Here is a 26,324-nt window from a genome sequence, read left to right as displayed (position 1 = left end):
GAACTTCGCGTTCTGGCACTCGGCGACGTTCAACAACGAGGGCACCAAGGTCATCTTCACCGACGAGCTCGGTGGCGGCGGCGCGGCCACCTGCAACGAGGCCACCGGCCCGAACCGCGGCGCCGACGCCATCTACGACCTCAAACGCGGCCGGTTCGTGTTCAAGAGCTACTTCAAGATCCCCCGCTACCAGGCCGACACGGAGAACTGCGTCGCGCACAACGGCTCGCTGGTCCCGGTCAAGGGCAGGGACATCCTGGTCCAGGCGTGGTACCAGGGCGGCGTCTCGGTCGTGGACTTCACCGACTCCGCACATCCGAAGGAGATCGGCTTCTTCGAGCGCGGACCGGAGCCCAACGGCGGCGGGGGCGGCATCTGGTCGGCTTACTACTACAACGGTTACGTCTACGGCAGCGACTTCCACAACGGATTCGACGTCATCAAGATCAATGACAGGCGTACGGATCCGGCCAGGAGCGTCCGCCTAGACCGGCTGAACGTGCAGACCCAGGCCTCCTACGGAGAGCGGGGGCACGGCCACTGATCACCGGCGAAGGGGTGGCGGGTCGTCCCGCCGCCCCTTTTCGTGTCCGTACGGCGTGTCCTCTATCCGAGGAGTCCGTGTCCGTAAGCCGTGCGCTCCATCTGAGGAGTCCGTGTTCGTACGCCGTGCGCTCTATTGGAGGAGTCCGTGTTCGTGCGGTGCCGCCTATCTCGGGTGTCCGTGCCGTGCGGTGTGGCGCTGTCTCAGGCCTCCGTGTCCGTACGGCGTGCGCCTTATCTCAGGCCGGAGGGACGAAGCCGCCGGAGGTGGGGCCGGGCGCCGGCTCGGACGGCCGCGGCGCGGGCGGCGGGGCCGCGGGACCGGGCATCGGGCGGGCGACAGCGGGGGGTGACGGGTGAGAAGGCGGCTGCTGCGGCGCGGGTGGCTGGAACCGCGGCCGCTGGGAGTTCGAGTTCGGATAGGGCTGGGGCGCATGGGGCTGAGACGACGGGTACGGCTGGGGTGCGTAGGGCTGGGATGACGGGTAGGGCTGGGGCGCATAAGGCTGGGACGGGTAGCCCTGAGACGGATAGGTCTGGGGCGCGTAGGGCGGCTGCTGTGCCGGCCACTGCTGGGAGGGCCGGCGCGCACCGGCCTGCTGCGCCAGCCGTACCTCATCCCGGCGGCGGCGCTCGGCCAGGACGGCGGTCAGGTAGGCGAAGGGCGGCACGCCCGGCGGTGAGGGCGGAGACACGAAGGCCGACATCTCGGTGGCGATGCGCACACCCATCTCGTACTGGACGGCAGGAGCCAGGTCGTGCCAGCGCATGAGGTACTGCCTCGCGGTGTCCGCGACCCCCTCGGGCAGCCGCGACAGCTCCAGCGTCGCCGCCCACGTGGCGAGCTGCGGCGGCATGTCCAGTATCGGACCGTAGTTCCGGGGCGCACGCTCGGAGATCACCATGGTGCCCGCGAAGATGTCGCCGAGCCGCTTGCCCTTCTCCGAGATCAGCGAGCTGATCAGCGCGGGGGCGCCGCCGAGCGTCCAGAACTCCAGGATTCCCGCCAGCCCGCGGAACAGGGCCTGCCGGAACCGCTCAGGGCTGCCGTCGTCGCTGACGACCCGGAGCCCGAGGGCGAGTTTGCCCAGGCTGCGGCCGCGCGAGAGCGTTTCGAAGGCCACCGGATAGCCGACGATCACGAGCACGGTGAGCACGAGGTAGATCACCGCTGTCAGGGCCGGATCGGAGGTGAAGGACACGACGCCGACCAGGTAGGACGCGCCGAACAGCGTCACGAGCTGGACCACAATGTCGATCAGCAGCGCCGCGGTCCTGCTGGCCAGCTGAGCGACCCGGACTTCGACGACTACGGCTTCGCCGGTTACGACATCGGACACACTTAGCACCTTACCCATTCGGGACAGATTCCCGTCCTGGCCGCCCACCCATCGTGGGTCCCTGCCGCGATGCAGTGGATACGCTTTCCGCGTGGACATCGACGCTTTTGTCAGCGCGCACCGCCCGGTCTGGGACCGCCTTGAGGACTTGATCCGGCGGCGCAGGTCGCTGGACGGCGCCGAGGTCGACGAGCTGGTGGACCTCTATCAGCGGGTCGCCACGCACCTGTCCCAGGTGCGCTCCGCGTCCGCCGATCCGATCCTGGTGGGCCGTCTGTCGGCGCTGGTCGCCCGTGCCCGTTCGGCGGTGACGGGGGCGCACACCCCGGCCTGGCGGGAGTTCATCCGCTTCTTCACGGTCTCCTTCCCGGTGGTCGCCTACCGGGCCCGCTGGTGGTGGCTCGGTACCACCGCCGTGTTCATCCTGGTCTCCACCGTCGTCGCCGTCTGGGTGGCGAGAGATCCCAGCGTTCAGGCGTCGATCGCCACCCCGGCGGAGATCGACCAGCTCGTCAACCATGACTTCGCCGACTACTACTCGGAGCATCCGGCGGCCTCGTTCGCCGGTCAGGTCTGGACCAACAACGCCTGGATCGCGATGCAGATGATCATCATGGCCATCCTGCTCGGCCTGCCGATCCCGTACATCCTCTGGCAGAACGCGCTCAACGTCGCCGCCTCCGCCGGGCTGATGGCCTCGCACGGCAAGCTCGACGTCTTCTTCGGCCTGATCACCCCGCACGGCCTGCTGGAGCTGACCGCGGTGTTCCTCGCCGGGGCCGTCGGCATGCGCCTCGGCTGGACGGTCGTCGACCCCGGTACGCGCAAGCGCGGCGAGGCCCTCGCCGAGCAGGGCAGGGCCGTGATGAGCGTGGCCCTCGGCCTGGTCGTGGTGCTGTTCGTCTCCGGCCTGATCGAGGGTCTGGTCACCCCTTCGAGCCTGCCCACCTGGGCCCGCATCGGCATCGGGGTGATCGCCGAGGTCGCCTTCCTCGCCTACGTGACCTTCTTCGGCCGCCGGGCCGTGGCCGCCCGGGAGACCGGGGACCTGGAGCGAGCCCCCGACCTCGCCCCGACCGCCGGTTAGGGCACGTCCCGGCTCCGGGAGCCCCCGGATACGGGGTTGTGGTCGATCCCCATTTGGCCGGAGCGTGTCCTGAAAAGAAAACGGGTCCCCGGCGGAAAGGGGTGTCCCCGGCCGGAGCCGGGTCCTCGGCCGGGGACACCGAGGTCAGAGGCGGCCCGCGGCCTTCAGGGCCAGGTAGGCGTCGGCCAGGGCGGGGGCGATCCGCTCGGGAGAGGCGTCCACGACCTCCACGCCCTGGCGGCGCAGCCGGGTGGTGATCCTGCGCCGGTCGGCGTTCTGGTGCTCGGCCGCCGCGGCGTTGTAGACCAGCTCGGAGGTGCCGCGCCCGGCCGCCATCGCGGCCACCTGCGGGTCGGAGACGGCGGCCAGGAGCACCAGGTGCCGTGAGGACAGCTGGGGAAGCACCGGCAGCAGCCCCTCCTCCAGCGACGCCGAGTTGAGATCGGTCAGCACGACGACCAGGCAGCGCCGCCTGGCACGGGTCATGACGGCCGCGACCATGCCGGCCGGGTCCGCCTCGATCAGCTCGGCTTCGATCGGGGCCATGCTGTTGACCAGCGACGACAGCAGTTCCGTACGGTGCGCGCCGGGGAGCCAGGCGCGCACCGTACGGTCGTAGGCCAGGAAGTCGACCCGGTCGCCGGCGCGGGAGGCCAGCGCGGCCAGCAGCAGCGCCGCGTCCATCGACCAGTCCAGGCGGGGCCACCCGGGCACGATCGCCGCTCCGCCGTACGGGCCGGAGCGCCGGGGCGTCTCGCCGGCGAGGGGGATCGGGGCCGTGCCCACCCGGCCGGCCGAGGTGCGGCCGGTGTCCAGGACGATCAGCACCCGCCGGTCGCGCTCGGGCCGCCAGGTGCGGACCACGACGTCGTTGCGGCGCGCGGTGGCCCGCCAGTCGATCGAGCGGACATCGTCGCCGACCACGTACTCGCGCAGTGAGTCGAACTCGGTGCCCTGTCCCCGGACCATCGAGGGATGCTGTCCTTCGAGCTCTCTGAGCCGGGACAGTTTGGCGGGCAGGTGCTTGCGGCTGAGGAAGGGCGGCAGCACCCGGACCGACCACGGCACGCTGTGCGAGCCCTGGCGGGCCGCGATGCCCATCGGACCCAGCGTGCGCACCGTGACCGTGACCGCCTCGCGGTCGCCCCTGCGGGTGGGGGACAGCGTCGTGACGAGGCGGCGGCGCTCTCCCGGGGGCACGTCCAGCGGCAGATGCCGTGGCGTGGCCCCGGCGGAGGGCGGCCAGGAGTCCCTGAGCACGCCCCGGGCCCGGCGGGATCCGGGATTCTCCACGATCAGCTCGACCGTGGCCGATTCGCCGAGCCGTACCAGCCGGTCGCCCGAGCGGGTGAACCGCAGCGGTCGCACGCTCCCCGCCAGCAGCAGGTCGACCGTGACCAGCGCCACGATCAGCAGCGCCACCCCGGCCACGGCCAGCCCCGGCCGGGGGGCGAAGAGCACGACCAGGGTGCCCAGCAGGGCCAGCAGCGCGGCCCGTCCTGTCAGCGCCATGGGTCAGCGGGGGACGGGGACGGAGGCGAGGATGGCGTCGATGAGGCCGTCGGCGGTCGCGCCCTCCAGCTCGGCCTCGGGGCGGAGCTGGATCCGGTGTCTCATGGACGGCCTGGCCAGTGCCTTGACGTCGTCGGGGGTCACATAGGAGCGGCCGGACAGCCAGGCCCAGGCGCGGGCCCCGGCCAGCAGCGCGGTGGCGCCGCGGGGCGAGACACCGAGCTGGAGCGAGGGCGAATGGCGGGTGGCCCTGGCGATGTCCACGATGTAGCCGAGCACCTCGGGGCCGACGTGCACCTGGCTGACCGCCGCACGGCCCGCCGCGAGGTCGTCGACGGTCGCCACGGCCTTGATGTGGGACAGGTCGCGCGGGTCGAATCCCAGTGCGTGCCGTTCGAGCACCGTGATCTCCTGGTCGCGGGGCGGCAGCGGCACGGTCAGCTTGAGCAGGAACCGGTCGAGCTGAGCCTCGGGAAGCTGGTAGGTGCCCTCGTACTCGATCGGGTTCTGGGTGGCGGCCACGATGAACGGGTCGGGCAGGCCGTGCGGCGTGCCGTCCACGCTGACCTGACGCTCCTCCATCGCCTCCAGCAGCGCGGCCTGCGTCTTGGGAGGGGTGCGGTTGATCTCGTCGGCGAGCAGCAGGTTGGTGAAGACCGGCCCCTTGCGGAACTCGAACTCCGACGTCTTCGCGTCGTAGATCAGTGAGCCGGTGATGTCGCCCGGCATCAGGTCGGGCGTGAACTGCACCCGCTTGAAGTCCAGCGAGAGCGCGGCGGCCAGGGTCCTGACGAGCAGGGTCTTGGCGACGCCGGGCACGCCTTCGAGCAGCACGTGGCCCCGGCAGAGCAGTGCGATCACCATCCCGGTGATCACGGCGTCCTGACCGACGACCGCCTTGGAGACCTCGGTGCGCAGCGCTCCCAGTGCCTCCCGCGCGCCGGTCGCGCCGGCTTCGGGTCTGCCGGCGGAGGTCGTCCCCGCGAGCTCGCCGTTCTCCGGTGGTGTGGTCATGAGGTCTCCTTCCCCTGCCTCGGGACCGGAGTGGTTCCGAGGGATCCGCCGGTGCCACAGATGCTGTGGATCCCGGGGAAGCTATGAATTCCGGGGATCCCGAGGGGCCCGGCTCGCTCGCTCACGACTCTCCAACCTGCCTTTCCAACATGTCTAGAAATGCGGCCAAGGCGACCAGCCCGGCCTCGTCGGCCGGCGGCGGGCCGTACAGGGCCGTGCCCACACGAGCGGCCGCCTGGCCGGTTCTCTCGGCGATCGCGTTGACCGTCGCGTCCGGCCCGGCCGCCGAGGGCAGCCCGAGCCGGGGGGTGACCCGGTCGGCGAAACCTCCGCGAAGGGCGGCGGCGGCCCGGTCACGGGCTCGCCTCGCACGGTAGAGCCTGGCACGGCCCTCGACCGTCTCGGCCGCCCTGACCACGACCGGCAGCCGTTCGGCCACCACCGGGCCGAGCCTGCGACCTCTCCAGAGCGCCAGCAGGAACACCGCGACGCCTACCTGCACCACGGCCCATTTGACCCCGTCGGGGATCAGCTCGTAGAGACTCGCCTCGCCCGCGGCCTGCGGGACGGACTCGGGGGCCACCAGCCAGATCAGCATCGGGTGGGCTCCGGCCAGGTTCATCGCCAGCGCGGCGTTGCCGTCCTCGGCGAGCCGCAGGTTGGTCATGAACTCGCCGTCGCCCACGACCGTGACCGTCCGCTCCCCGTCACGCGCGCTGACCAGGGTGGATCCCCCGTCGGCGGGGTAGCAGCCGATCGCCCCCGAGGGCCCGGTGAGGGCCACGCCGCCCATGTAGGCGCTGCCCGCCCTGATCGCGGCCGGGAGCGCGCACTCGGGCTCGCGGGAACGCGACCGGGCCGGCCCGTTGACGGTCACGCCCGGCGCGAGCACGTCCAGATGGGTCGCCTCGCCGACCAGGAGCCGGTCGGCGGGCAGTGTGGTGAGCTGCCGGGCCTCGTCCTCGGTGAGGAAGGAGGTGTCGCCGAGCAGCAGCGTGGCGGCTGCGGGGCCGCCGGTGGCCTCGGGGACGGCCGTACGCGCCTCGGCGACGGAGGTGACCCGCACGACGCGCACGTCCCGCGCTCGCAGCAGCTGGGCCAGGCCTCTGGCGCCCGACAGCGAGGTGCCGTCGGGGTCCAGGGGCTTGCCGCCCTGCTGCGCGCCGCCGAACAGCACGGTGACGACGGCGCCGGCGACCACGAGGAGGGCGATCAGCAGGATGCCCCGGCCGCCGCGCCAGAGGCGTCGCGCGGTCGGCGAGACGGAGGTCGACCCCGACTGCGGGGGTGCGGCGAGACTCAAGACGGGACCGCCCTCGTGTCCTGGCCGAACGTCGGCCGGGCCGTACGCAGGCGGTCGTCGAGGTCGCGCAGTATTCCGTAGGCCTCGGCGGTGCCCGGCACCTCGCCGTAGGTCACGTCGTCGAACACCCGGGCCGCGGTGACGAGCTCGGCGGCGAGGCCGGGTAGGGCGCGCCCCGCCTCGGCGGCGAGCTCGCCGGCGGTACGGCCGGGCGCGGAGTCGACGATGACGCGGTCTTCCAGGTCGCGGGCGACGGCACGGAGCCGCTCGCGGATCGCCTCGGCCCACCGGCTTTCCGCGGCCAGCCGTTCGGCGGCCTCGCGGTGCTCGGAGGCGGTGCGGCGGTGCTCCCCGAAGATCCCCGTCTGGCGTGCGGTGCCTCCCCGGGTGGCCCTGAGCGCGATCATGACGACCGCGACGATCATCGCGATCACGATCGCGATGAGGACGGCCCGCGCCACCACGCTGCCGGCCACGCCCACGGACGCCTGGTCCAGCAGGTCGTCCAGAAACTGGTTCACGGTACGGGTGACCCGGTCGACCAGCGACTCCTTGGCGTACTCGGACTTGAGCAACTCCTGGATCGCCGCGCGCCGGGCCTCGCCGCGACCGATGTCGACGGGGTCGAGGAGGGAGATCAGGAGGGAGACCACGGCGATCCCTGACCGGGATGCCCCGGCTGGACGGGGCCGCCGGGCGTGACGGACGGGTCCCACAGGTCGTCGGCCGTCGCGTGGACCCAGCCCTGGCGCTGCTGCTCGATCGCCGCCGTCTGAAGCACCAGGTCGAACGCCTCGGCGCGCATCCGCCGGTCGGCGTAGAGCAGGCCGTTGACCGCGGCCTGGAACGGGTAGGTGATCATCGCGCCCACGGTGCCGCCGATGGCGAGCAGGATCGCCGTGATGACCTGCGAGCCGGTGGAACCCTCGCCGGTGAAGCCGATGACGGCGGCGGTCAGGGTGAAGGGCAGGGAGATCACCAGGGAGATCAGCCCCGTGATGATCGCGGTGAGGATCAGGATGCCGAACGTCCGCCAGGAACCGCCGGTGACCAGGCGCCAGGACCTGCGCAGGGAGTCGACGACGCCGCGCCGCTCCAGCACCGCGACGGACGCCGAGAGGGCCAGGCGGGTGGTGACGAAGGCGGCGTAGACGAAGAAGCCCACTATTGCCAGCACACCCACGACCGCCACCGCGAGAACGTCCGCCCCGGACAGGCTCAACGCGACGAACAACGCGACGATCAGGCCCAGCGGCACCAGGAAGAGCAGGGCGCTGATGGCCACCAGCCCGAACAGCGTGGGCACCCGGCTCCGGGTCAGCTGCCAGGCCTCGCCGACCGTGATCTTGCCGCCGAAGACCGCGCGGCCCAGTATCCGGGTCAGCACGCCGCTCAGCAGGGTCACCGCGACGAACTGCACGGCGTAGGAGATCAGGCTGCCGCCGTAGTCGGCGAAGAAGCCCACCTCTGGGGCGGTCCCGACCGACGACGGGTCGCCCAGGGGGTCTCTCAGGGGCGAGGGGGTCGAGCCCAGCACGATGGCCTGGCCGATCGCCACGGGGATCGCACCCAGCACGGCGGCGATCGCGGACAGGCCCAGAACGGCCTTCGGGTTGGAACGGATCAGCTTGATCGCGCCGTCGAGGATGTCGCCCACGCCGAGCGGGCGCAGCGGGATGATCCCCGGTCGCATCGCGGGCGGCTGCCAGCGGCCGCCGTACTGCTGGCCGTACTGCTGGCCGTACTGCCCGCCGTGCTGCGCATACGGAGGGCCCTGCGGGTTGTACGGCTGCTGCGGGGGCGGGCCCTGCTGCCCGGGCTGCCCGGGCTGCCCGGGTTGCCCGGGTTGCCCGGGTTGCCCGGAAGGTGGCCCGGCGGGCGGTGGCGCGCCGGGGCTCTCACCCGGCGCGGTCCACGGCGATCCCGGGGCGTCGCCGTACGGCGGAGGTTGGTTGGGCGCCCAGCCGGAAGGCGTACCGGGAGTCGAGCCGTGACCATCTGACATATCCCAATCCTGGCATGTGGACACACCGATCGTGGTGATCGGGAGATCACGTAGAGATTTCACCCCCCTGGAGATCGACGGGAGATGCCAGAGGGATGGCCGAGAGACCACCGTTTACCGCAGACTGGGGATGTGACCACCTTCGCTTGGCGTCCGCAGTCGCTGAGACCGGAGATGGCTGTACGGGGGCACCACAACACGCTTTACGTTGCATGCACCTAAAATTCGTCATTTGGATGTCCGGTCGTCGGAAGGTGTCATCCAGTAGCCGGACAAGGGTAATCTTCGACAACCGAGCGGTTTATCCCAAAAACTCCCAAACTGCGTAAACCGAATGAGGGGCCATGAAAGGACGCGTGCTGGTCGTCGACGACGACGCCGCTCTCGCCGAGATGCTCGGTATCGTGCTGCGCGGAGAGGGTTTCGAGCCTTCCTTCGTCTCTGACGGGGACAAGGCGCTTGACGCCTTCCGTGATACCCGGCCGGATTTGGTCCTGCTTGACCTGATGCTGCCCGGCGCGGACGGCATCGACGTGTGCCGTCGCATCCGGGCCGAGTCCGGTGTGCCCATCGTCATGCTGACCGCCAAGAGCGACACGATCGACGTGGTGCTCGGGCTGGAGTCCGGGGCCGACGACTACATCGTCAAACCGTTCAAGCCCAAGGAGCTCGTCGCCCGGGTCCGCGCGCGGTTGCGCCGCACCGACGAGCCCACGCCGGAGATCCTGCAGATCGGCGACATCACGATCGACGTCGCCGGGCACTCGGTCAAGCGGGAGGAGGAGACCATCAACCTCACCCCGCTCGAATTCGACCTGCTGGTCGCCCTCGCCCGCAAACCGCGCCAGGTCTTCACCCGTGAGGTCCTGCTGGAGCAGGTGTGGGGCTACCGCCACGCGGCCGACACCCGCCTGGTCAACGTGCACGTCCAGCGGCTCCGGGCCAAGATCGAGAAGGATCCCGAGCATCCCGAGATCGTGGTGACGGTCCGCGGGGTGGGCTACAAGGCCGGTCCGGCCTAGGCCGGCGCGACTCGTCTCGGATCCGAGATGTCCTCTCCGCCGAAGAAACGCCGACGTCGCACCCTGCGCCAAGTGGCGCGGGGTGTGCGTCGTCGGGCTCGCCGTGCCGCGGGAGGCGTGCGCAGGGTCTGGCGGCGCTCCCTGCAACTCCGGGTGGTCACCAGCACGATGGTCATCTCCATCGCGGTGGTCGCCGTGCTCGGCGTCTTCCTCATGCAGCAGATCATCTCGACCACGCTGGAGGCCAAGGAACAGGCGGCGAAGAGCGAGGCGCAGTCCGACAGGAACGCGGTGCTCGGATACCTGAGCCGGCCGGACGCCGACCCGGCCAATCAGCCCGCCGACTCCGGTGAGGCGCTCCAGCAGGGCGGCGGAACCCCCCTCAGCCAGGCGCTCGACGCGCTCGCGCAGCGGGCCGGATCCCGATACTCGGTGATCATCCGTAACGAGGACCGGCCGGGCGAGTCCATCGGCACCACGAACATCGATGAGGCCAGCATCCCGCCGAAGCAGCGCGACGAGATGTTCAAGAAAGCGGCCGGCGAGGACAGCATCTGGTACACCAAGCTCTTCTACAAGGGGCAGGAACCGGTGCAGGGCATGATCATCGGTACCCGCCTCGACACCAGCGGGACCGTGCTCGACGGCGCCTACGAGATCTACCACCTCGTTCCGCTGGACAAGGAGGAGCAGACCCTCTCCTCCGTCCAGCAGAAGCTCATCGCCGTCGGCGCCGGCCTGGTGCTGCTGCTGGCCATGATCGCCTCGCTGGTCACCCGTCAGGTGGTCACACCGGTACGGCTGGCACGGCAGGCCGCCGAGCGGCTGGCCGCCGGACGCCTGGACGAGCGGCTGAAGGTCCGCGGTGAGGACGACCTGGCACGTCTGGCCACCTCCTTCAACGAGATGGCCGCCAATCTGGCATTGAAGATCCATCAGCTTGAGGAGCTCTCCCAGGTCCAGCGGCAGTTCGTCTCGGACGTGTCACACGAGTTGCGCACTCCTCTGACGACCGTGCGGATGGCGGCCGACCTGCTCTACGACGCCCGCGAGGACTTCGACCCGATGGCCTCGCGGTCCGCCGAGCTGATGCAGAACCAGCTGAACCGCTTCGAGTCGATGCTCGCCGACCTGCTGGAGATCAGCCGCTACGACGCGGGCGCGGCCGACCTGGACGTCGACTCCGTGGACGTCAGAGACGTGGTGCTCCGCGCGGTCGCCGACTCCGAGGCACTGGCCGAGCGTCACTCCACCCGTTTCGACCTGCGCCTGCCGGGCGAGCCCTGCATGGCGGAGATGGACAGCCGCAGGGTCGAGCGCATCCTTCGCAACCTGCTGTTCAACGCGATAGAGCACGGGGAGGGCCGCGAGGTCATCGTCTCGGTCGGCGCGGACAGGGACGCGGTGGCGGTGGCCGTACGAGATCACGGGGTGGGGTTGAAGCCGGGCGAGGAGAACATGGTCTTCGACCGGTTCTGGCGGGCCGATCCGTCCCGCGCGCGGACCATCGGCGGCACCGGGCTGGGGCTGGCGATCTCCCGCGAGGACGCGATCCTGCACGGCGGCTGGCTGCAGGCATGGGGAGTGCAGGGGGAGGGGTCGCAGTTCCGTCTCTCGCTGCCCCGGGTGTCCGGAACCGCGCTGAGAGGCTCGCCGTTGCCGCTGGTCCCGCCGGAGGTGGAGATGCGGCGGACATGGCGAGGGCACATGACGCCGATGCTGTTGCCGGCGCTGGCCGACGGGGGACGCGATGTGGACTAGGCGGATCAGCTGGATCGGGCCCGGGCGCGGAGTGGGAACGGTGAGCCTGATCATCGTGCTGACCTGGGCGGGAACGGCCTGCGCTGTCATTCCCACGGGAAACAAGCCCATCGCCGTCGCGGACGCGCGCAAGGGCAATCCGCTGGGTGATCCGTACGCGCGGGTCATCGCCATGCCGCCGAAGGACGGCTGGTCGCCGGAGAAGGTCGTCACCGGATTCCGGGCCGCGATGGCGAGCCCGGACGACCCCGAGCGTGAGATCGCGCGCCGGTATCTCACCGACGCCTTCGCCAAGCAGTGGAACCCGAAGGGTGATGTGACGGTCTACGAGCACGGCGAGTACGAGAAGTTCTCGTCCGTGCAAGAGGACGAAGGCAAAGCCAGGGTTACCCTTAAAGGCGACATTACGGCATATATCGGCCAAGACGGTCGATATAAACCCAGTGGCGGGCCGCTGAACATGCCCTTCAGCCTCGTCAAGGGGCCGAACGGATGGAGGATCAGCGGAGGACCAGAAGGACTGGTGCTGTCGGAGTCCGACGTCGATCACGGCTATCGCCCGGTGGACCTGTACTTCCTGGACTCCGAGTGGAAGGGCCTGGTGATCGACCAGGTCCGGGTGCCGATCGACCCCACCGCGAACTCCGCCAAGACGGCGGTCGAGCGATTGCTCCAGGGACCGAGCAGCCTGCTCAAGGGCGCGGTGAAGACCGCCTTCGAGCCGGACACCAAGCTCATCGACGTCACCACCGAGGACAACCGCGTCATCATCGACCTGAACAAGCGCGTGGCCTCCGACCTCATCGGCCCGATGGCCGCCCAGCTCGCCGGGACGCTCTCCACGCTCACCAAGGGGGGCTGGGGCTTCAGGGTGGAGGTGAACGGCGAGTCCTACTACTCCGACTCCTCGCTCCAGATCGAGGCACAGGAGCAGTCGGCCTTCGACCACTGGATGACCCCCCGCGACATCGCCCCGTTCTACATGTCCGATGGGGGCCTGAGGCTGCTGACAAGTGAGAAGATCGGGCAGCCGGTGCCGGGCAGGGCGGGTGAGAAGGATGAGACCCGTACCTATCCGGCGATCAGCGACGAGAAACCCGCGCGGGTGGCGGCGCTCTCGAAGGGCGGTAAGAGCATCTCGGTGGCGTCGATCTCCGCGGGAGGCGAGTGGCAGGAATGGGCCACGGGGGAGTCCCTTACGCCGCCGTCCTGGGACCGCTACGACACCCTGTGGACGGTGAACCGGCCCAACGACCACACCTCGGTGGTGATCCGGCACGACCGCTACAACAGGCAGCAGTATCGGGTGACGGCCCCCGAGCTGGACACGGTCTACGTCAAGTCGCTCAAGATCGCACGGGACGGCGTGCACGTCGCGGTGGTCGTCAAGGACGGGGCGGAGGAGCAGGTGAAGATCGGCACGGTCGTCGGCCAGGGGAGCGCGACGCGTATCGACAACCTCCAGTCCGTGGTGCAGGGCAAGGCGATCAAGGATATCGCCTGGAACGACGGCAAGAGCCTCTACGTGCTCACCGAAAAGTCCGAGCTGCTGGAGGCCTCGGTCGCCGCGGAGGCCAAGCCGCTGCCCCCCGACCCCCGGATCCAGAGCATCACCGCGCTGGACGGCTCGCTGCTGGCCGGCGCGAAGGACGACGGCAAACTGCAGATCCTCTACCGGACCTCCGCCAAGTGGGAGGAGCTGGTCAAGGACGAGGCCGGAAAGCCGGACTTCGTCGAGAACGGTCCAACCTCCCCGGTCTACCCCCTGGGCTGAGGGGGTTCTCCGGAACGCGGGCCGCCCGCCCGGGCCGGGACCTTCTCGGAGTTCCCGGGGGAATTTCCGTAGAATTCCCGCGGACCCGGCGTCCTCTCCCACGGCCCCGGTGGGCCGGCTCCCCGTGCCCCGGCGTCCTTTCCGGGGCCTCGGCGGGCCGAGCGCCCCTCTCCAGGACTCCGGCGCACCCGCGGAGCTGGGTTTTCCGGCTGGGGTTTCTGTCGGTGGGGCCTGACATCGTGAATGCGTGCCGACCGCTCTGCTCGACCTGCTCCTGCCGCCTCGTTGCGCCGGATGCGACGCACCTGGCGCCCTCGTCTGCTCCCGCTGTGCGGCGGAGCTGCACGGGGAGCCCGCGCACCGGATGCCCGTGCCCTCCCCTCCCGGCCTCCCCGAATGCTGGTCGGCGGCCGAATACACGGGCGCCGCGCGCCGGGCGATCATCGCCTACAAGGAGCGCGGCCGTACGGCTCTCGCCCATCCGCTGGCCGGGGCCCTGGCTCTGACGATCGCCACCGCGGCAGGCGAGCGGCCGGTCACGCTCGTGCCGGTGCCGAGCGCCCGCTCGGCCCTGCGCCGCCGCGGTCACGACCCGGTGACCCGGCTCGCGGACCTGGCGGCCGGATATCTTCGCGCGGCCGGTTGGCCCGTGTCCGTGGAGAAGATCCTCACCCAGCGCCGCCGCATCGCCGACCAGGCGGGGCTGAGCTCGCTCCAGCGAGCCGCGAACCTGTCCTGGGCGTTCACGGTGGCGCCCGGCCGCAACGTGTCTCAGTCGGATCACAGGGGCGCTTCGGGGCCGATCGTGCTGGTCGACGACATCGTCACCACCGGTGCGACGCTCGTCGAGGCCGCCAGGGCGCTGCGGGAGACGGGTGTGCCGGTTCCGCTCGCCGCGACCGTCGCCGCGACACGCCGGAGAGATCAAAATAAGCGATCGTGACGGAGGGTGATCGACAAGTGGGTGAACGGCCTCACCGCCAGGACACAAGTCCCTGTCTTGATCATGGTCTTGCGGCTGTTCAACGGATGCGAGCAGCTCTCGGATATGGGGTGTGGGCTTCCAAAGTATCTACCTCCACCCTTCGAAGACCTCACTGAGAATTACGCAAAGTGATCCTTTGGCGGCTCTCCAGGCTGACATTCGGCCTGGATACGGATAGCGTCTGAGCCATGGCACCCGCTCGGGTCCGTGGTTGCGCCGGACCGACTCCCGCAAGGGGGCCGGCCTGGCTAGCCGATGCCAGCCGCAGGCCAAACGGTCCACGTAAGACGACTTTTTGTCGCTCGATCACGGTGCGGCTTAGAGGTAAGTCCTGCCTTCCCGGGGAGCCAGATGTTCCTCGCCAGAAGAGAAGGGCATGTAGTGGCAAAGAGCTGCGAAACCCTCAGCAGGCGGATGTGGGGACGAAGACCAGGTCGGCCGAGCGGGTGTCGTAGTACCACCGTCGAGATTCGAAGGGGGGCTGTGCATGGAGATCATCGTCAAGGGTCGGCACACCGGAGTGAGTGACCGATTCCGAGACCACGTGAACACCAAGCTGGCCAGGATCGAGCGTTTGGACCATAAGCTCATTCGCGTTGACGTGGAGGTATCCAAAGAAAGCAATCCGCGCATCGTCGACCAACGTGAACGGGTCGAACTCACCATCCACTCACGAGGGCCCGCCGTGCGGGCCGAGGCCTCGGCGGACGATCGTTTCGCCGCTCTTGACATAGCGCTCGGAAAGCTGGAAGGCAGACTTCGCCGTCTCGCCGACCGGCGGAAGATCCACCATGGCAACCACTGCCCCCCGTCGGTCGCCGAACTGACGGCCACCGCGTTGGCGGAGTCCTTCGAGGCCTCCGCCCCTCTGCCTCGCACCGCGTCTCAGGCGGATCAGGAGGTCGACCACGACCTTCCGGAAGACAAGGCGATCATCCCGATCCAGATGGACGGCGACGGGCCGTTGATGATCAGGGAAAAATTCCATGAAGCCGACCCGATAACCATCGACCAGGCGCTCCTCGAGATGGAGCTTGTCGGGCACGACTTCTACTTGTTCCGTGACAAGGAGAGCGGGCAGCCCAGTGTCGTATATCTACGACAAGGCTACAGCTATGGCGTATTGCGACTCGTCGAACCTTGACGGAAGCGTTCGAAGATCCTCTCCGACCAACCCGCGGACCATGAAACCCGTGTAATCATGGCGGTCCAACGGCTCTGGCCCCCCGAGGAGGAGGCGTGACGGAACCCGACGATGCAACCAGCTCCACCGGACGCGGTGACCCCATCCGCGTGTTGATCGTTGACGATCATGCGCTGATCCGCCGCAGCCTGGAAATGGCGCTGGCAGCGGAGGCGGACATCGAGGTGGTCGGTGAGGCGAGCGACGGTCAGGAGGCGGTCGAGCTCGCCGACCGCCTCACCCCCGATGTCATGCTCATGGATGTCCGGATGCCCCGCAGGAGCGGTATCGAGGCCACACGCGCGATCAAGGCCTCGGTGCCGAGCACGCGGATCATCATGCTGACGGTGAGCGACGAGGAGGAAGACCTCTTCGAGGCGATCAAGGCGGGTGCCACCGGTTACCTGCTGAAGAACGTTCAGCTCGACGAGGTCCCGCAGGCCGTGCGCGGTGTTCACGAAGGGCAGTCGCTGATCAATCCGGCGATGGCCGCCAAGCTCATCACCGAGTTCGCGAACATGAGCCGCAAGGAGGCCGAGCGGCCTCCGCAGCTTCCCGTCCCCCGCTTGACAGAGCGGGAGATGGAGGTGCTCCGCCTGGTTGCCAAGGGAATGAACAATCGAGAGATCGCCAAGCAGTTGTTCATCTCCGAGAACACCGTGAAGAACCACGTCCGCAACATCCTGGACAAGCTTCAGCTCCACTCCCGGATGGAAGCGGTCGTCTACGCGGTCCGCGAGCGGATGCTCGAGATCACCTGACAGGCCCGGTGCGGTGACCCTTTTCCGGTCACCGCACCCGGGGCCGGAGGGTCAGCGGGCCAGAGCCTGCTGCAGCGACACCGACAGATGAGGGTCCACCCGGTCCACGCGGACGCTGTCACAGCCGACCCAGGCGGCGGCCTCCCAGAGGGCGTCGGCCAGTGACTCGGCGCCCCGGCGCTGGTTGACGCCGGCCTCGAGGCTGACCTGGCGGGCGACGAGGGTGGAGCCCTCGCGGGCCGGATCGACCCTGCCGATCAGCCGGCCCCCGGCCAGGACCGGCATGGTGAAGTAACCGTGGACGCGCTTCTCCTTGGGGACGTACGCCTCAAGGCGGTGGTTGAACCCGAACACGCGGGCGGTGCGGGCACGGTCCCAGACCAGGGAGTCGAACGGGGAGAGCAGGGTCGTGCGGTGACGGCCCCGGGGCTCGGTCTCCAGCGCGGCGGGATCGGCCCAGGCTGTGGCTCCGGCGGCGCCGTTGGCTCCGCGGTCGGGCCATCCGGAGACCTGGACGGGGACGAGTCCGCCGGTGCCCTCGAGCAGGCACTGGTCGAGCAGAAGTGCCTGGGGGGCCTTCAGCCGGAGGAAGTCGACGAGGTCGGCGCGGGTGGCCACGCCGAGGGCGCGCCCGGCGATCCGGATGAGGCGGATGACGCACTCGGCGTCGGAGAGCTCTTCGGCCAGGAGATGCTCGGGGACCGCGCGCTCGGCCAGGTCGTAGACGCGGCGCCAGCCGACGCGGCGGGTGCAGACGACATCACCGGTGTCCAGCAGCCACTCGATGGCGATCTTCGCGTCGGACCAGTCCCACCAGGGACCGCCCTTCTTGGCGCCGCCGATGTCGGCGGTGGTGATGGGGCCGCTCTCCCGGACCTGCTCCAGGATCTTGTCGACGCTGTCGGGCAGGTCGTGCCAGCGATATTTCCTGTCGCGGAAATGCCTGCGCCTGAAGGCGTACAGGGGCCAGTCGTCGATCGGCAGGATGCAGGCGGCGTGACACCAGTATTCGAAGGCGGCGGCCGGGTCGTCCCAATATGCCCGCTCGATCTTCTCCCTGCCGACGGCGCCGAGGCGGGCGTACGCGACGAGCTCGTGGGAGCGGGCCAGGACGGAGATCGTGTCGAGCTGGACGGCGCCCAGGCGGCGCAGGGTCGCGGGCGCGCCGCCGCGGCGGGCCTCGGCGCCCAGAAATCCCTGGGCGCGCAGGACGATGCGGCGGGCCTCGTCGGCGGAGAGGGTGAGCGTCATGACCGCCTCGGGAGGAAACAGAACATCTGCATGACGCCGAGGCTAACGCGCCACACCGACAAAAACGCTATGCAGGTGTGCGGGCGTCGGGTCTCGACTGCCTAGATGAGGTAAATATCACGATTCGTCACTCTTCTGGGCTATTGGTCGAGTATGCCCCCGTGGCTCTTGCTGTACGGCGCTCGGGGAGCGTCGAGGACGACATCATGGAAGACCCGGAAGGCCAGAAGGAGGATCCCGCCCAGGGCGCAGATGATCGCGCCCATCCAGAACAGGAACCAGTTGGGGCCCAGGCAGAGGGCGACCCCTCCGATGGTGAAGCCCATCAGGATCACGGTCACCGCCAGCCAGGACGAGGCCCTGCCCCCGTGGCCGGCCTGCTGTGTGTCGTCGTAAGTGTCGTCGGCCACGACGGCGTCTCCTCCTCGGCACAGCGACACGCCCGTGTGTCGATTTCATCGCGGGCGTGATAAAGGAGGCATACCCCCTGAATCTGCCCGTACTCTCTCAAAGAAGAGGGCAAGGAACTCTATGGACGGCAAGAGCGTCTTTCAGGGTGGCTGTGTCTGGTGGCGGAACCGCCTACGATGGCAGCGGAGAACCATGTCTCGTCCTCAACCGGGCCCGTCCGGCCGTGGAAGACCTGCGAGGAGCTTTACCTAAAGTGCCAGCCTTTCTCGATAAGATTCTTCGCGCAGGCGAAGGCAAGCTTCTGCGTAAGCTCAAGCGGATCGCCGACCAGGTCAACTCCATTGAAGACGACTTCACGAGCCTGACCGACGCCGAGCTCCGCGCGCTCACCGCCGAATACAAGCAGCGTTACGCCGACGGCGAGTCCCTCGACGACCTGCTTCCCGAGGCCTTCGCCACCGTTCGCGAGGCCTCCCGGCGCGTGCTGAGCAAGCGCCCCTACGACGTGCAGATCATGGGTGGGGCCAACCTGCACATGGGCAACATCGCCGAGATGCGCACCGGTGAGGGCAAGACCCTCACGTGCACGTTGCCCACCTACCTCAACGCCCTCACCGGCAAGGGCGTCCATGTCATCACGACAAACGACTACCTCGCCAAGCGTGACGGCGACGACATGGGCCGGATCCACCGCTTCCTCGGTCTCGAGGTCGGCGTGATCCTGGCGAACATGCCGCCCGACGAGCGCCGCAAGCAGTACAACGCGGACATCACCTACGGCACGAACAACGAGTTCGGCTTCGACTACCTGCGCGACAACATGGCCTGGTCGCTGGAGGAGTGCGTCCAGCGCGGCCATCACTTCGCCGTCGTCGACGAGGTCGACTCGATCCTCATCGACGAGGCCAGGACGCCGCTGATCATCTCCGGTCCCGGCGAGCAGTCCGGCAAGTGGTACGCCGAGTTCGCCAAGATCGTCCCCCGTCTCCGCAAGGGCACCGAGGGCAAGGACGGCGAGGAGAACACCGGCGACTACGTCGTCGACGAGAAGAAGCGCACCGTCGGCATCTTCGAAACGGGTGTGGAGAAGGTCGAGGACTGGCTCGGCATCGACAACCTCTACAAGCCCGAGCACACCCACCTGGTCGGCTACCTCAACAACGCGTTGAAGGCCAAGGAGCTCTACAAGAAGGACAAGGACTACATCGTCGTCGACGGCGAGGTCCTGATCGTCGACGAGTTCACCGGTCGAGTCCTGCACGGGCGCCGTTACAACGAGGGCATGCACCAGGCCATCGAGGCGAAGGAAGCCGTCAAGATCAAGGACGAGAACCAGACTCTCGCCACGATCACGCTCCAGAACTACTTCCGCCTCTACGAGACGCTCTCCGGCATGACCGGTACGGCGGCCACCGAGGCCAACGAGTTCCACCAGACCTACAAGCTGGGCGTCGTCCCGATCCCGACCAACATGCCGATGATCCGCAAGGACCAGGCCGATGTGGTCTACAAGAGCGAGGACGCCAAGTTCCAGGCGGTCGCCCAGGACATCAAGGAGCGCTACGACCGGGGCCAGCCGGTCCTGATCGGCACCACGAGCGTGGCGAAGTCCGAGCGCCTGTCCAAGGAGCTCAAGCGCAGGGGCATCCAGCACGAGGTCCTCAACGCCAAGAACCACGCGCGTGAGGCGACGATCATCGCCGAGGCGGGCCGCAAGCACGCGGTCACCGTGGCCACCAACATGGCCGGTCGAGGCACCGACATCATGCTCGGCGGAAACCCCGACTTCCGTGCCGACCTGGAGCTGCGCGGTCGCGGTCTTGATCCGACCGAGACTCCGGAGGAGTACGACAAGGCCTGGGGCGAGGCGCTCGAGAAGGCCCGCGCGGCGGTGCAGGCCGAGCACGACGAGGTCACCGAACTCGGCGGCCTCTACGTCCTGGGCACCGAGCGGCACGAGTCGCGGCGCATCGACAACCAGCTCCGCGGCCGGTCCGGACGCCAGGGTGACCCGGGCGAGTCGCGTTTCTACCTCTCGCTCGAAGACGACCTCATGCGCCTGTTCAACTCGGCCAGGGTCGAGATGATCATGACGCGTCTGAACATCCCGGATGACGTCCCGATCGAGTCGGGCATCGTCTCCAAGGCCATCGCCTCCGCCCAGCACCAGGTCGAGCAGCAGAACTTCGAGATCCGCAAGAACGTTCTGAAGTACGACGAGGTCATGAACCGCCAGCGCAAGGTGATCTACGCCGAGCGTCACCAGGTGCTGGAGGGCGCGGACCTGCACGAGCAGATCCGCGGCTTCATCAACGACGTGATCGACGAATACGTCGCGGGTGCCACGGCCGAGGGCTTCGCCGAGGAGTGGGATCTCGACAAGCTGTGGAAGGCGCTCGGCCTGCTCTACCCGATCACCCTCACCGTCGACGGGCTCGTCGAGGAGGCCGGCAGCCGCGAGGAGCTCACCGCCGAGATGCTCGGCGAGCGGGTGAAGGCCGACGCGATGGCCGCCTACGACCATCGCGAGGAGGAGCTCGGCGCCGAGGCCATGCGCGAGCTGGAGCGCAGGGTCATCCTGTCGGTCCTGGACCGCAAGTGGCGCGAGCACCTCTACGAGATGGACTATCTCCAGGAGGGCATCGGCCTGCGCGCGATGGCGCAGCGCGACCCGCTGATCGAATATCAGCGCGAGGGCTTCGAGATGTTCGCCCAGATGCTCGAGGGCATCAAGGAGGAGTCGGTCGGCTATCTGTTCAACCTTGAGGTCGAGGTGCAGAGCAACCCGATCGTCGAGGAGCATGACCACGCCCACGACCACGACCACGACCACGCGCACCCCCACGAGGACGCGTCGATCGCGGAGACCCGTTCGATCATCGCCCGCGGCCTGCGCGGCCCGGATCGTCCCGCCGAGCTGCAGTACACCGCACCCGGTGAGAGCGGCGAGGTGGAGCACACCCGGGTGAGCACCAAGGCCGAGCGCGACGCGTACGGCAACGTCGAGCGCAACGCCCCGTGCCCCTGCGGCTCGGGTAAGAAGTACAAGCGCTGCCACGGCGACCCCAAGCACGTCGAGGTCTGATCGCTGACCGGAGGGCCCGCACAACGTGCGGGCCCTCCGGCTTTTCACGAGGGTCTCCATCCGGCGGCCGATCCGGTCTTCGCCCGGCGTGACGTCCGTCCGGCGCGGGCCGGCACGGCGTCCGTTCGGTGCGATCCGGTACGGCACGGCGTCCGCCCGGTACGGTCCGGTACGGCATCGGGACCGGTGCGATTCGATCCGATGCGTGGTCGGGTGCTGATCCGGTCCGGCGTGTGATCCGGTCCGGTGTGCGGTCCGGCACGGTGTGCGGTCCGGCACGGTGTGCGGTCAGGGCCGGCGCGGCGTGCGGTCGGGTGTCGTCTCGAAGTCGGTGCACAGCCACTGCACGCCCCGGCGCTCCAGCCTCAGCGCCAGCACCCTCGACCGGTCGTCGCCGTGCACCAGGACGCACATCTCCACCACTCCGTCCTCGGGCTGCGACACGTGGAGCCTGCCGGCCCGCAGGGGGTGCGCGGAGTTGATGATCTTCCCGCTCCGTACCAGCTCGGCATGGGCTCGGTTGGTCATGTGGCAGGAGACGCTCGAAGGCGGGCGCCTGCCGGACAGGATCTCGGCGACGGCCTGCGCGAGAGCCCGTAGCCGCCGCTCGTCGGGGACCGCGCCCGGCGGTCCCCAGATCAACGGGCGCTGAACCTGGGGCTCGCTCGGCTCAGGCTCGAAGGCGAGGGCGAGCGCCCCCTGGATGTACGGCGGAGCGGCGGGGACGTCCCTGGCCGGACGGTCGTCGTCGTAGGGCGGCTCGGTCGAGGGGAACGGCGCGATCCGGGGGAGCGGTAACGGCCGTGGAAGGGGCGACATGGCAACTCCGATGGTGGTCGGCGAAATCTGACACCTCTAGGAGTTTCCGGCTCCCTGTCCAGATACGTCGCCCGCCAACTTCCTCGAATTTCCGGCCGCTTCGCCCGGTTTGGAGGGGAAAGTGACCTCGGGTTGGAGCGGTTCGCATCCGTGGGGGAACGGGTTCCGGCCTGAGCCGTGGTCTCCGGCGGACAGCCGAAATATCGCTCAGGAGCCGGAGAGCCCGTTGCCGGGAGCATGTTCAGGAGCCGGGGCGGCCCGATGTCCGGCTCGTCTTCGGGAGCCGGGGCGAGGTCCTCTGCCCGGATCGTGCTCGGGGTCGGCCAGCCCGATGCCTGAATTGCGCTCAGGAGCCGGGTGGCCCGGTGCCGGGGCCGCCTCCCCTGTCGTTTTCCGATCTTTCGGATCTCCTCCGTAGACCGGTGGGCGGTCCGCCGGCGCCGGCCGTGCCGGACGAGGTGCCGGTCTCCTCGGGTTCGCGACCGGGGGTGGCGAGGTTCAGCTTCCTGATCAGGATCGTGAAGACCAGGTAGTAGACGACGAAGTAGACCAGCCCGAAGCCGATGATCAGGCCGAGTCCGTGGGTGTTGGATTTGCCCGCGTTGAGCAGCATGTCGATGGCGCCCCCGGAGAAGGTGAACCCGAGCCGGGCTCCCAGCTCCGCCATCAGGGCCATCGACAGCCCGGTGAGCAGGGCGTGCACCGCCAGTAGCACGGGTGCCACGAAGATGAAGGCGAACTCGATCGGCTCGGTGATGCCGGTGACGAAGGAGGTGAGACCGGCCGAGAGCATGAGGCCGCCGACGGTCGTGCGCCTGTGGGGCGGGGCGGCCCGCCAGATCGCGAGGGCGGCCCCGACCAGGCCGAACATCATCACGGGGAAGAAGCCGGTCATGAAGATGCCGGCGCCGTCCTGGCCCGCGAAGTAGCAGTTCAGGTCACCCGTGGCGTCTCTGGTGGCACCGTCGACACCGGCCCTGCACGCGGGGAGGGTGAACCAGACGATCGTGTTCAGGAAGTGGTGCAGGCCGATCGGGATGAGCAGGCGGTTGGCCACGCCGTAGACGCCCGCGCCGACGGTGCCGTGGAGGGACAGCCAGTCGCCCATCGTGACCAGCCAGTCTCCGATCGGCCGCCAGACCAGGCCGAAGACCACGCCGAGGAGTAGCGCGACGACGGCGGTGATGATCGGGACGAACCTGCGGCCGCCGAAGAAGGCGAGCCAGGAGGGAAGCCTGATCCGGTGGTACCGCCCCCAGAGCAGGGCGGTGACGATGCCGATGACGATGCCCCCCAGGACCCCCGTGGGGTTCTGCGTGCCGAGGTCGAGGTAGGGGGTGGGTTTCCCGCCGGGACCCACGACGGTCAGCGCGACCTTCCTGTAGACCGCGGAACCGGCCGGGGCGGCGAAGAACAGGGTCCTGGCGACCCGGTCGAAGACGAGGTAGCCGACCAGCGCGGCGAGCGCGGTGGAGCCGTCGGACCTGCGGGCGAACCCGATCGCGACGCCGATCGCGAACAGCAGCGGCAGGTTGTCGAACAGGGCGCCGCCCGCGGCGGCGAAGACGCTCGCCACCTGGTCGAGGAAGGCGTTGTCGGTCCGGCCGAGCAGGTCCTCCTGGCCGACTCTGAGCAGGAGCCCGGCGGCGGGCAGCACCGCGATCGGCATCGTCAGGGAGCGCCCGACGCGCTGGAGAACCCCGAAGACCGACGACCACGCGGACGGCCCGCGCCCTGCCGCTGCCGTGCTCATCCCGGGGCCCCCGCTTGTCGTCAGGCGCGGGGGATGGATGGGTGTCTATCACCCGGCGTGACGGATGCACAAGCACACGGGGATGGCGGCGAGGCGGCCTCCTGCCGCGCGAGCCGTTCAGGCCGGTGTGACGGGCGGAGCGGTGGCCGGCGTGACAGGCGGTGTGACGGGCGGAGCGGTGGCCGGCGTGACAGGCGGTGTGACGGTCGATGCGGCGGGCGAAGCGGTGGCCGGCGTGGTGGGCGGAGGGGCCGTCGGTGCTGCGGACGGAGGGGTGGCCGACGTGCCGGACTCGACGTCGGGCTCGGGTTCCCGGCCGGGGGTCATGATGTTCAGCTTCCTGATCAGGAAGCTGAACCCGGCGTAGTAGATCACCGAGTAGATCAGACCCATCACGATGATGATCGGAACACCCTGGGCGTTGGGGGCGGTGCCGTACAGGACGAGGTCGATCAGTCCCGAGGAGAAGCTGAAGGCGAGCTTGGCGCCCAGGGCGGAGGCGATCGCGAGGGAGATGCCGGTCAGGACGATGTGGACCACGAACAGCATCGGGGCCACGAAGATGAAGGCGAACTCGATCGGCTCGGTGATCCCGGTGAGGAACGCGGTGAGCGCGGCGGAGATCATGATCGAGCCGACCGCGGTGCGGCGGTGCGGCGGCGCGGCCCGCCAGATGGCGATGGCCGCGGCGGGCAGGCCGAACATGAGGACCGGGTACAGTCCCGCCTCGAAACCTCCGTAGCCCATGGCGCCGTGGTTGAAGCAGACCAGGTCGCCGGCGAGCTGCTTGCCGTCGACCACGCACTCGGGCACCTGGGTCCAGATCACGTTATTGACGATGTGATGCAGGCCCAGCGGGAGCAGCGCGCGGTTGACCATGCCGTAGATCCCGGCGCCGACGACGCTGTTCTCGGCGAGCCAGGTGCCGAAGGCGCGGAGCCAGCCACCGATGATCGGCCAGATGAAGCCGAAGATCACGCCGAGGACCAGCCCGGTGAAGGCGGTGAGGATCGGCACGAGGCGGCGGCCGCTGAAGAAGGCCAGCCAGGTCGGCAGTTTGGTGCGGTAGAACCGCTGCCAGAGCATCGCGGAGACGAGGCCCATGACGATGCCGCCGAGCACCCGCGTCGGGTTCTGCGCCCCGAGGTTGAGCACCACGTCGGGAACGCCGGGGTGAGCCGCGTTGAACACCTCCGTGGTGATCGACTTCTTCAACTTGTCGTCGAACAGGTTGAAGAACATGGTCATGCTGACGGCGTGGAAGACCAGGTAACCGGCGAGCGCGGCGAGCGCGGTGGAGCCGTCGGCCTTGCGGGCGAACCCGATCGCCACACCGATCGCGAACAGGATGGGGAGGTTGTCGAAGAGCGTGCCCCCCGCCGTGCCGAGGACGTGGGCCACGTTGTCGAGCAGGGCGTTGTCGGTCCGGCCCACGAGGTCGTCCTGGCCGAGCCGGAGCAGCAGGCCCGCGGCGGGCAGGACCGCGATCGGCAGCATGAGGGAGCGTCCCAGACGCTGGAGCACGCTCATCACGGCGAATCCAGGCGGGGACGCGGCGGGAAGACCCGCGTCCGCTGAGGGGGGACTCATCGGACTTTCCTCCAGTGGGTGGGGGAGGGAGGAGGTCAGGTGCCTTCGAAGGTGGGAGAAGGATAGGCCAGGCGCCCTCGGGGGAGCGAGGCCAGGTGCCCTCTGAGGGTGAGAAGGCCCGATTGGGGGCGGGGGCCGACGCCTTCGGGGGATGGAAGGCCTGGTCGGGAGGGGCCGATGGGGAGGAGGTCGATGCCTTCGAGGGGTGGAAGGTCCGGTTTGGGCGGGGGCCGATGTCTTTGAGGGGTGGGAAGGTCCGGTCGGGGTTCGAGGCTTTCGACGGCGGTGGGGAAGGATCAGGTGCGGCGGGTCGGTATCTCCAGGATCGTACGGAGCTGGTAGCGGTCGGCGCGGTAGGTGGAGACCCCGAGTTCCGCGCAGACGCCTCCGGCGAACGAACGCCGCTGGAGCAGCAGCACCGCTCCGCCACGCGACAGCTTCAGCAGGTCGGCGTCGCCGGGATCGGCGATGCCGCCGTCGATGGTGAGCTCACCCGCGTCGAGCACCAGGCCGTAGCGGGTCTCGAGCAGGGCGTACAGGGAACGGCCCGTCAGGTCGTGGGTGTCGAGGTCGGGCGCGAGGGAGACGGGGATGTGGGCCCGCTCGATGCACATGGGCTCGTCGGCCGCGGTCCGCAGCCGTTCGATGAAGTGCACCTCGTCCCCGGGCTGGATGCCGAGCTCCCTGGCGAGGTGCGCGCTGGCCCTGACCACCCGGCGGTCCAGGTCGCGGGAGCCGGGCTCCATGCCCCGGGCGCGCATCTCGTCGCTGAAGGAGGTCAGCCGCAGGGCCATCTCTATCTTGGGGCGGGCCACGAAGGTGCCCTTGCCCGCGACGCGCTGCAGCCGACCCTCGGAGACCAGGTGGTCGACCGCCTGGCGTACCGTCATACGGGACAGGCCGAAGCGCTGGCAGAGTTCGCGCTCGGACGGGATCGCGGTGCCGATCGTCAGCTCGTTGCTCTCGATGAGGTCGAGCAGGATCTCCCGAAGCTGGAAGTACTTCGGCACCGGACTGTCCGGATCGATCTGGGCCACGGGATCCTCTCCTCTCGATCTGAGATGTACTGATGAGTTATGGTTCGTACTGGTCTAGTCCGGACTAGACCACAGGCCGGAAAAGAGT

At 69.1% G+C, this 26,324-nt stretch carries 21 protein-coding genes and 1 pseudogene; 10 read left to right on the top strand and 12 right to left on the bottom strand.

Translation table 11 applies throughout. The annotated features are described in order from the left end of the window. On the top strand, positions 1–544 hold a 544-nt coding region (locus CHC08_RS38960), incomplete at its 5' end, for an LVIVD repeat-containing protein (RefSeq protein WP_476718289.1). Between the two features lie 238 nt (positions 545–782). Here CHC08_RS38960 and CHC08_RS38955 read toward each other — a convergent pair. Further along, complete coding sequence (locus tag CHC08_RS38955) at positions 783–1,883, bottom strand: RDD family protein (RefSeq protein ID WP_089212408.1); 1,101 nt, start codon at positions 1,881–1,883, stop codon at positions 783–785. Between the two features lie 91 nt (positions 1,884–1,974). On the opposite strand from CHC08_RS38955, the gene CHC08_RS38950 reads away from it, so the two are divergent. After that, positions 1,975–2,970, top strand: coding sequence for a stage II sporulation protein M (locus tag CHC08_RS38950; RefSeq protein ID WP_089212407.1), 996 nt, complete (start codon positions 1,975–1,977; stop codon positions 2,968–2,970). Positions 2,971–3,114: 144 nt separating this feature from the next. Here CHC08_RS38950 and CHC08_RS38945 read toward each other — a convergent pair whose 3' ends face one another. The 5 genes from CHC08_RS38945 to CHC08_RS38925 form a co-directional block, all read right to left on the bottom strand. Further along, positions 3,115–4,482 carry a DUF58 domain-containing protein gene (locus CHC08_RS38945; protein WP_089212406.1) on the bottom strand — a complete coding sequence of 456 codons (1,368 nt, stop codon included), beginning with the start codon at positions 4,480–4,482 and terminating at the stop codon, positions 3,115–3,117. Positions 4,483–4,485: 3 nt separating this feature from the next. Further along, positions 4,486–5,496, bottom strand: coding sequence for an AAA family ATPase (locus tag CHC08_RS38940; protein ID WP_089212405.1), 1,011 nt, complete (start codon positions 5,494–5,496; stop codon positions 4,486–4,488). 121 nt (positions 5,497–5,617) lie between these two features. Next, positions 5,618–6,799 carry a DUF4350 domain-containing protein gene (locus CHC08_RS38935; protein ID WP_179282465.1) on the bottom strand — a complete coding sequence of 394 codons (1,182 nt, stop codon included), beginning with the start codon at positions 6,797–6,799 and terminating at the stop codon, positions 5,618–5,620. After that, positions 6,796–7,452 carry a DUF4129 domain-containing protein gene (locus CHC08_RS38930; RefSeq protein ID WP_245878838.1) on the bottom strand — a complete coding sequence of 219 codons (657 nt, stop codon included), beginning with the start codon at positions 7,450–7,452 and terminating at the stop codon, positions 6,796–6,798. Before CHC08_RS38930 ends, CHC08_RS38935 begins: the two co-directional genes overlap by 4 nt. Then, positions 7,437–8,804, bottom strand: coding sequence for a DUF7847 domain-containing protein (locus CHC08_RS38925; protein WP_089212404.1), 1,368 nt, complete (start codon positions 8,802–8,804; stop codon positions 7,437–7,439). The genes CHC08_RS38930 and CHC08_RS38925 overlap by 16 nt, the downstream gene beginning before the upstream one ends. A 344-nt stretch (positions 8,805–9,148) precedes the next feature. Here CHC08_RS38925 and mtrA point away from each other — a divergent pair, with 344 nt between their 5' ends. The 6 genes from mtrA (at position 9,149) to CHC08_RS38895 (ending at position 16,290) form a co-directional block, all read left to right on the top strand. After that, positions 9,149–9,826, top strand: a complete 678-nt coding sequence (mtrA, locus tag CHC08_RS38920; protein WP_030907316.1) for an MtrAB system response regulator MtrA — start codon at positions 9,149–9,151, stop codon at positions 9,824–9,826. Between the two features lie 27 nt (positions 9,827–9,853). Next, positions 9,854–11,587, top strand: a complete 1,734-nt coding sequence (gene mtrB, locus CHC08_RS38915; protein ID WP_089212403.1) for an MtrAB system histidine kinase MtrB — start codon at positions 9,854–9,856, stop codon at positions 11,585–11,587. A 40-nt stretch (positions 11,588–11,627) separates the two neighbouring features. Then, positions 11,628–13,361, top strand: a complete 1,734-nt coding sequence (locus CHC08_RS38910; protein WP_179282464.1) for an LpqB family beta-propeller domain-containing protein — start codon at positions 11,628–11,630, stop codon at positions 13,359–13,361. 247 nt (positions 13,362–13,608) lie between these two features. After that, positions 13,609–14,304, top strand: coding sequence for a ComF family protein (locus tag CHC08_RS38905; protein WP_089212401.1), 696 nt, complete (start codon positions 13,609–13,611; stop codon positions 14,302–14,304). A gap of 529 nt (positions 14,305–14,833) precedes the next feature. Further along, complete coding sequence (hpf, locus tag CHC08_RS38900; RefSeq protein ID WP_089212400.1) at positions 14,834–15,490, top strand: ribosome hibernation-promoting factor, HPF/YfiA family; 657 nt, start codon at positions 14,834–14,836, stop codon at positions 15,488–15,490. A gap of 95 nt (positions 15,491–15,585) precedes the next feature. Then, a complete protein-coding gene (locus CHC08_RS38895) occupies positions 15,586–16,290 on the top strand; it encodes a response regulator (protein ID WP_089212399.1) in 705 nt (234 codons plus the stop codon). 51 nt (positions 16,291–16,341) lie between these two features. Here the strand turns inward: CHC08_RS38895 and CHC08_RS38890 are convergent, their stop codons facing one another. Together CHC08_RS38890 and CHC08_RS38885 are read right to left on the bottom strand one after the other, a co-directional pair. Then, on the bottom strand, positions 16,342–17,541 hold the full coding sequence (locus CHC08_RS38890; protein WP_089212398.1) for a winged helix-turn-helix domain-containing protein: 1,200 nt from the start codon (positions 17,539–17,541) through the stop codon (positions 16,342–16,344). A 140-nt stretch (positions 17,542–17,681) separates the two neighbouring features. Beyond that, positions 17,682–17,951, bottom strand: coding sequence for an HGxxPAAW family protein (locus tag CHC08_RS38885; protein ID WP_089212397.1), 270 nt, complete (start codon positions 17,949–17,951; stop codon positions 17,682–17,684). Between the two features lie 254 nt (positions 17,952–18,205). Between CHC08_RS38885 and secA the strand changes: the two are divergent. Then, positions 18,206–20,722: pseudogene (secA, locus tag CHC08_RS38880) on the top strand (preprotein translocase subunit SecA); the annotation flags it as partial. A gap of 3 nt (positions 20,723–20,725) precedes the next feature. After that, positions 20,726–21,037: an SEC-C metal-binding domain-containing protein gene (locus tag CHC08_RS53070; RefSeq protein ID WP_420823604.1), complete on the top strand. Its 312-nt coding sequence runs from the start codon at positions 20,726–20,728 to the stop codon at positions 21,035–21,037. A 288-nt stretch (positions 21,038–21,325) separates the two neighbouring features. On the opposite strand, the gene CHC08_RS38875 is transcribed toward CHC08_RS53070, so the two are convergent. The 4 genes from CHC08_RS38875 to CHC08_RS38860 all read right to left on the bottom strand — a co-directional run bounded on the left by CHC08_RS38875 (position 21,326) and on the right by CHC08_RS38860 (position 26,236). Then, positions 21,326–21,856 (bottom strand): Rv3235 family protein, encoded by a 531-nt coding sequence (locus tag CHC08_RS38875; RefSeq protein ID WP_089212395.1) that lies wholly within the window; start codon positions 21,854–21,856, stop codon positions 21,326–21,328. A 346-nt stretch (positions 21,857–22,202) separates the two neighbouring features. Beyond that, complete coding sequence (locus tag CHC08_RS38870; protein ID WP_089212394.1) at positions 22,203–23,609, bottom strand: PTS transporter subunit EIIC; 1,407 nt, start codon at positions 23,607–23,609, stop codon at positions 22,203–22,205. Positions 23,610–23,726: 117 nt separating this feature from the next. Then, entirely contained in the window at positions 23,727–25,199 is a 1,473-nt protein-coding gene (locus CHC08_RS38865) for a PTS transporter subunit EIIC (RefSeq protein WP_245878837.1), read from the bottom strand. Between the two features lie 296 nt (positions 25,200–25,495). Continuing rightward, on the bottom strand, positions 25,496–26,236 hold the full coding sequence (locus CHC08_RS38860; protein WP_089212393.1) for a GntR family transcriptional regulator: 741 nt from the start codon (positions 26,234–26,236) through the stop codon (positions 25,496–25,498). Positions 26,237–26,324: the final 88 nt, after the last annotated feature.

The organism is Streptosporangium subroseum, from assembly GCF_900188345.1.
GTDB classification, from domain to species: domain Bacteria; phylum Actinomycetota; class Actinomycetes; order Streptosporangiales; family Streptosporangiaceae; genus Streptosporangium; species Streptosporangium subroseum.
This window is presented reverse-complemented; position numbering and strand designations above follow the sequence as displayed.

Coding starts and splice junctions, on each gene's coding strand:
- CHC08_RS38940 (WP_089212405.1), bottom strand. CDS start 5,496: ATGACCACACCACCGGAGAACGGCGAGCTCGCGGGGACGACCTCCGCC.
- CHC08_RS38945 (WP_089212406.1), bottom strand. CDS start 4,482: ATGGCGCTGACAGGACGGGCCGCGCTGCTGGCCCTGCTGGGCACCCTG.
- hpf (WP_089212400.1), top strand. CDS start 14,834: ATGGAGATCATCGTCAAGGGTCGGCACACCGGAGTGAGTGACCGATTC.
- mtrA (WP_030907316.1), top strand. CDS start 9,149: ATGAAAGGACGCGTGCTGGTCGTCGACGACGACGCCGCTCTCGCCGAG.
- CHC08_RS38865 (WP_245878837.1), bottom strand. CDS start 25,199: ATGAGTCCCCCCTCAGCGGACGCGGGTCTTCCCGCCGCGTCCCCGCCT.
- mtrB (WP_089212403.1), top strand. CDS start 9,854: ATGTCCTCTCCGCCGAAGAAACGCCGACGTCGCACCCTGCGCCAAGTG.
- CHC08_RS38870 (WP_089212394.1), bottom strand. CDS start 23,609: ATGAGCACGGCAGCGGCAGGGCGCGGGCCGTCCGCGTGGTCGTCGGTC.
- CHC08_RS38925 (WP_089212404.1), bottom strand. CDS start 8,804: ATGTCAGATGGTCACGGCTCGACTCCCGGTACGCCTTCCGGCTGGGCG.
- CHC08_RS38875 (WP_089212395.1), bottom strand. CDS start 21,856: ATGTCGCCCCTTCCACGGCCGTTACCGCTCCCCCGGATCGCGCCGTTC.
- CHC08_RS38890 (WP_089212398.1), bottom strand. CDS start 17,541: ATGACGCTCACCCTCTCCGCCGACGAGGCCCGCCGCATCGTCCTGCGC.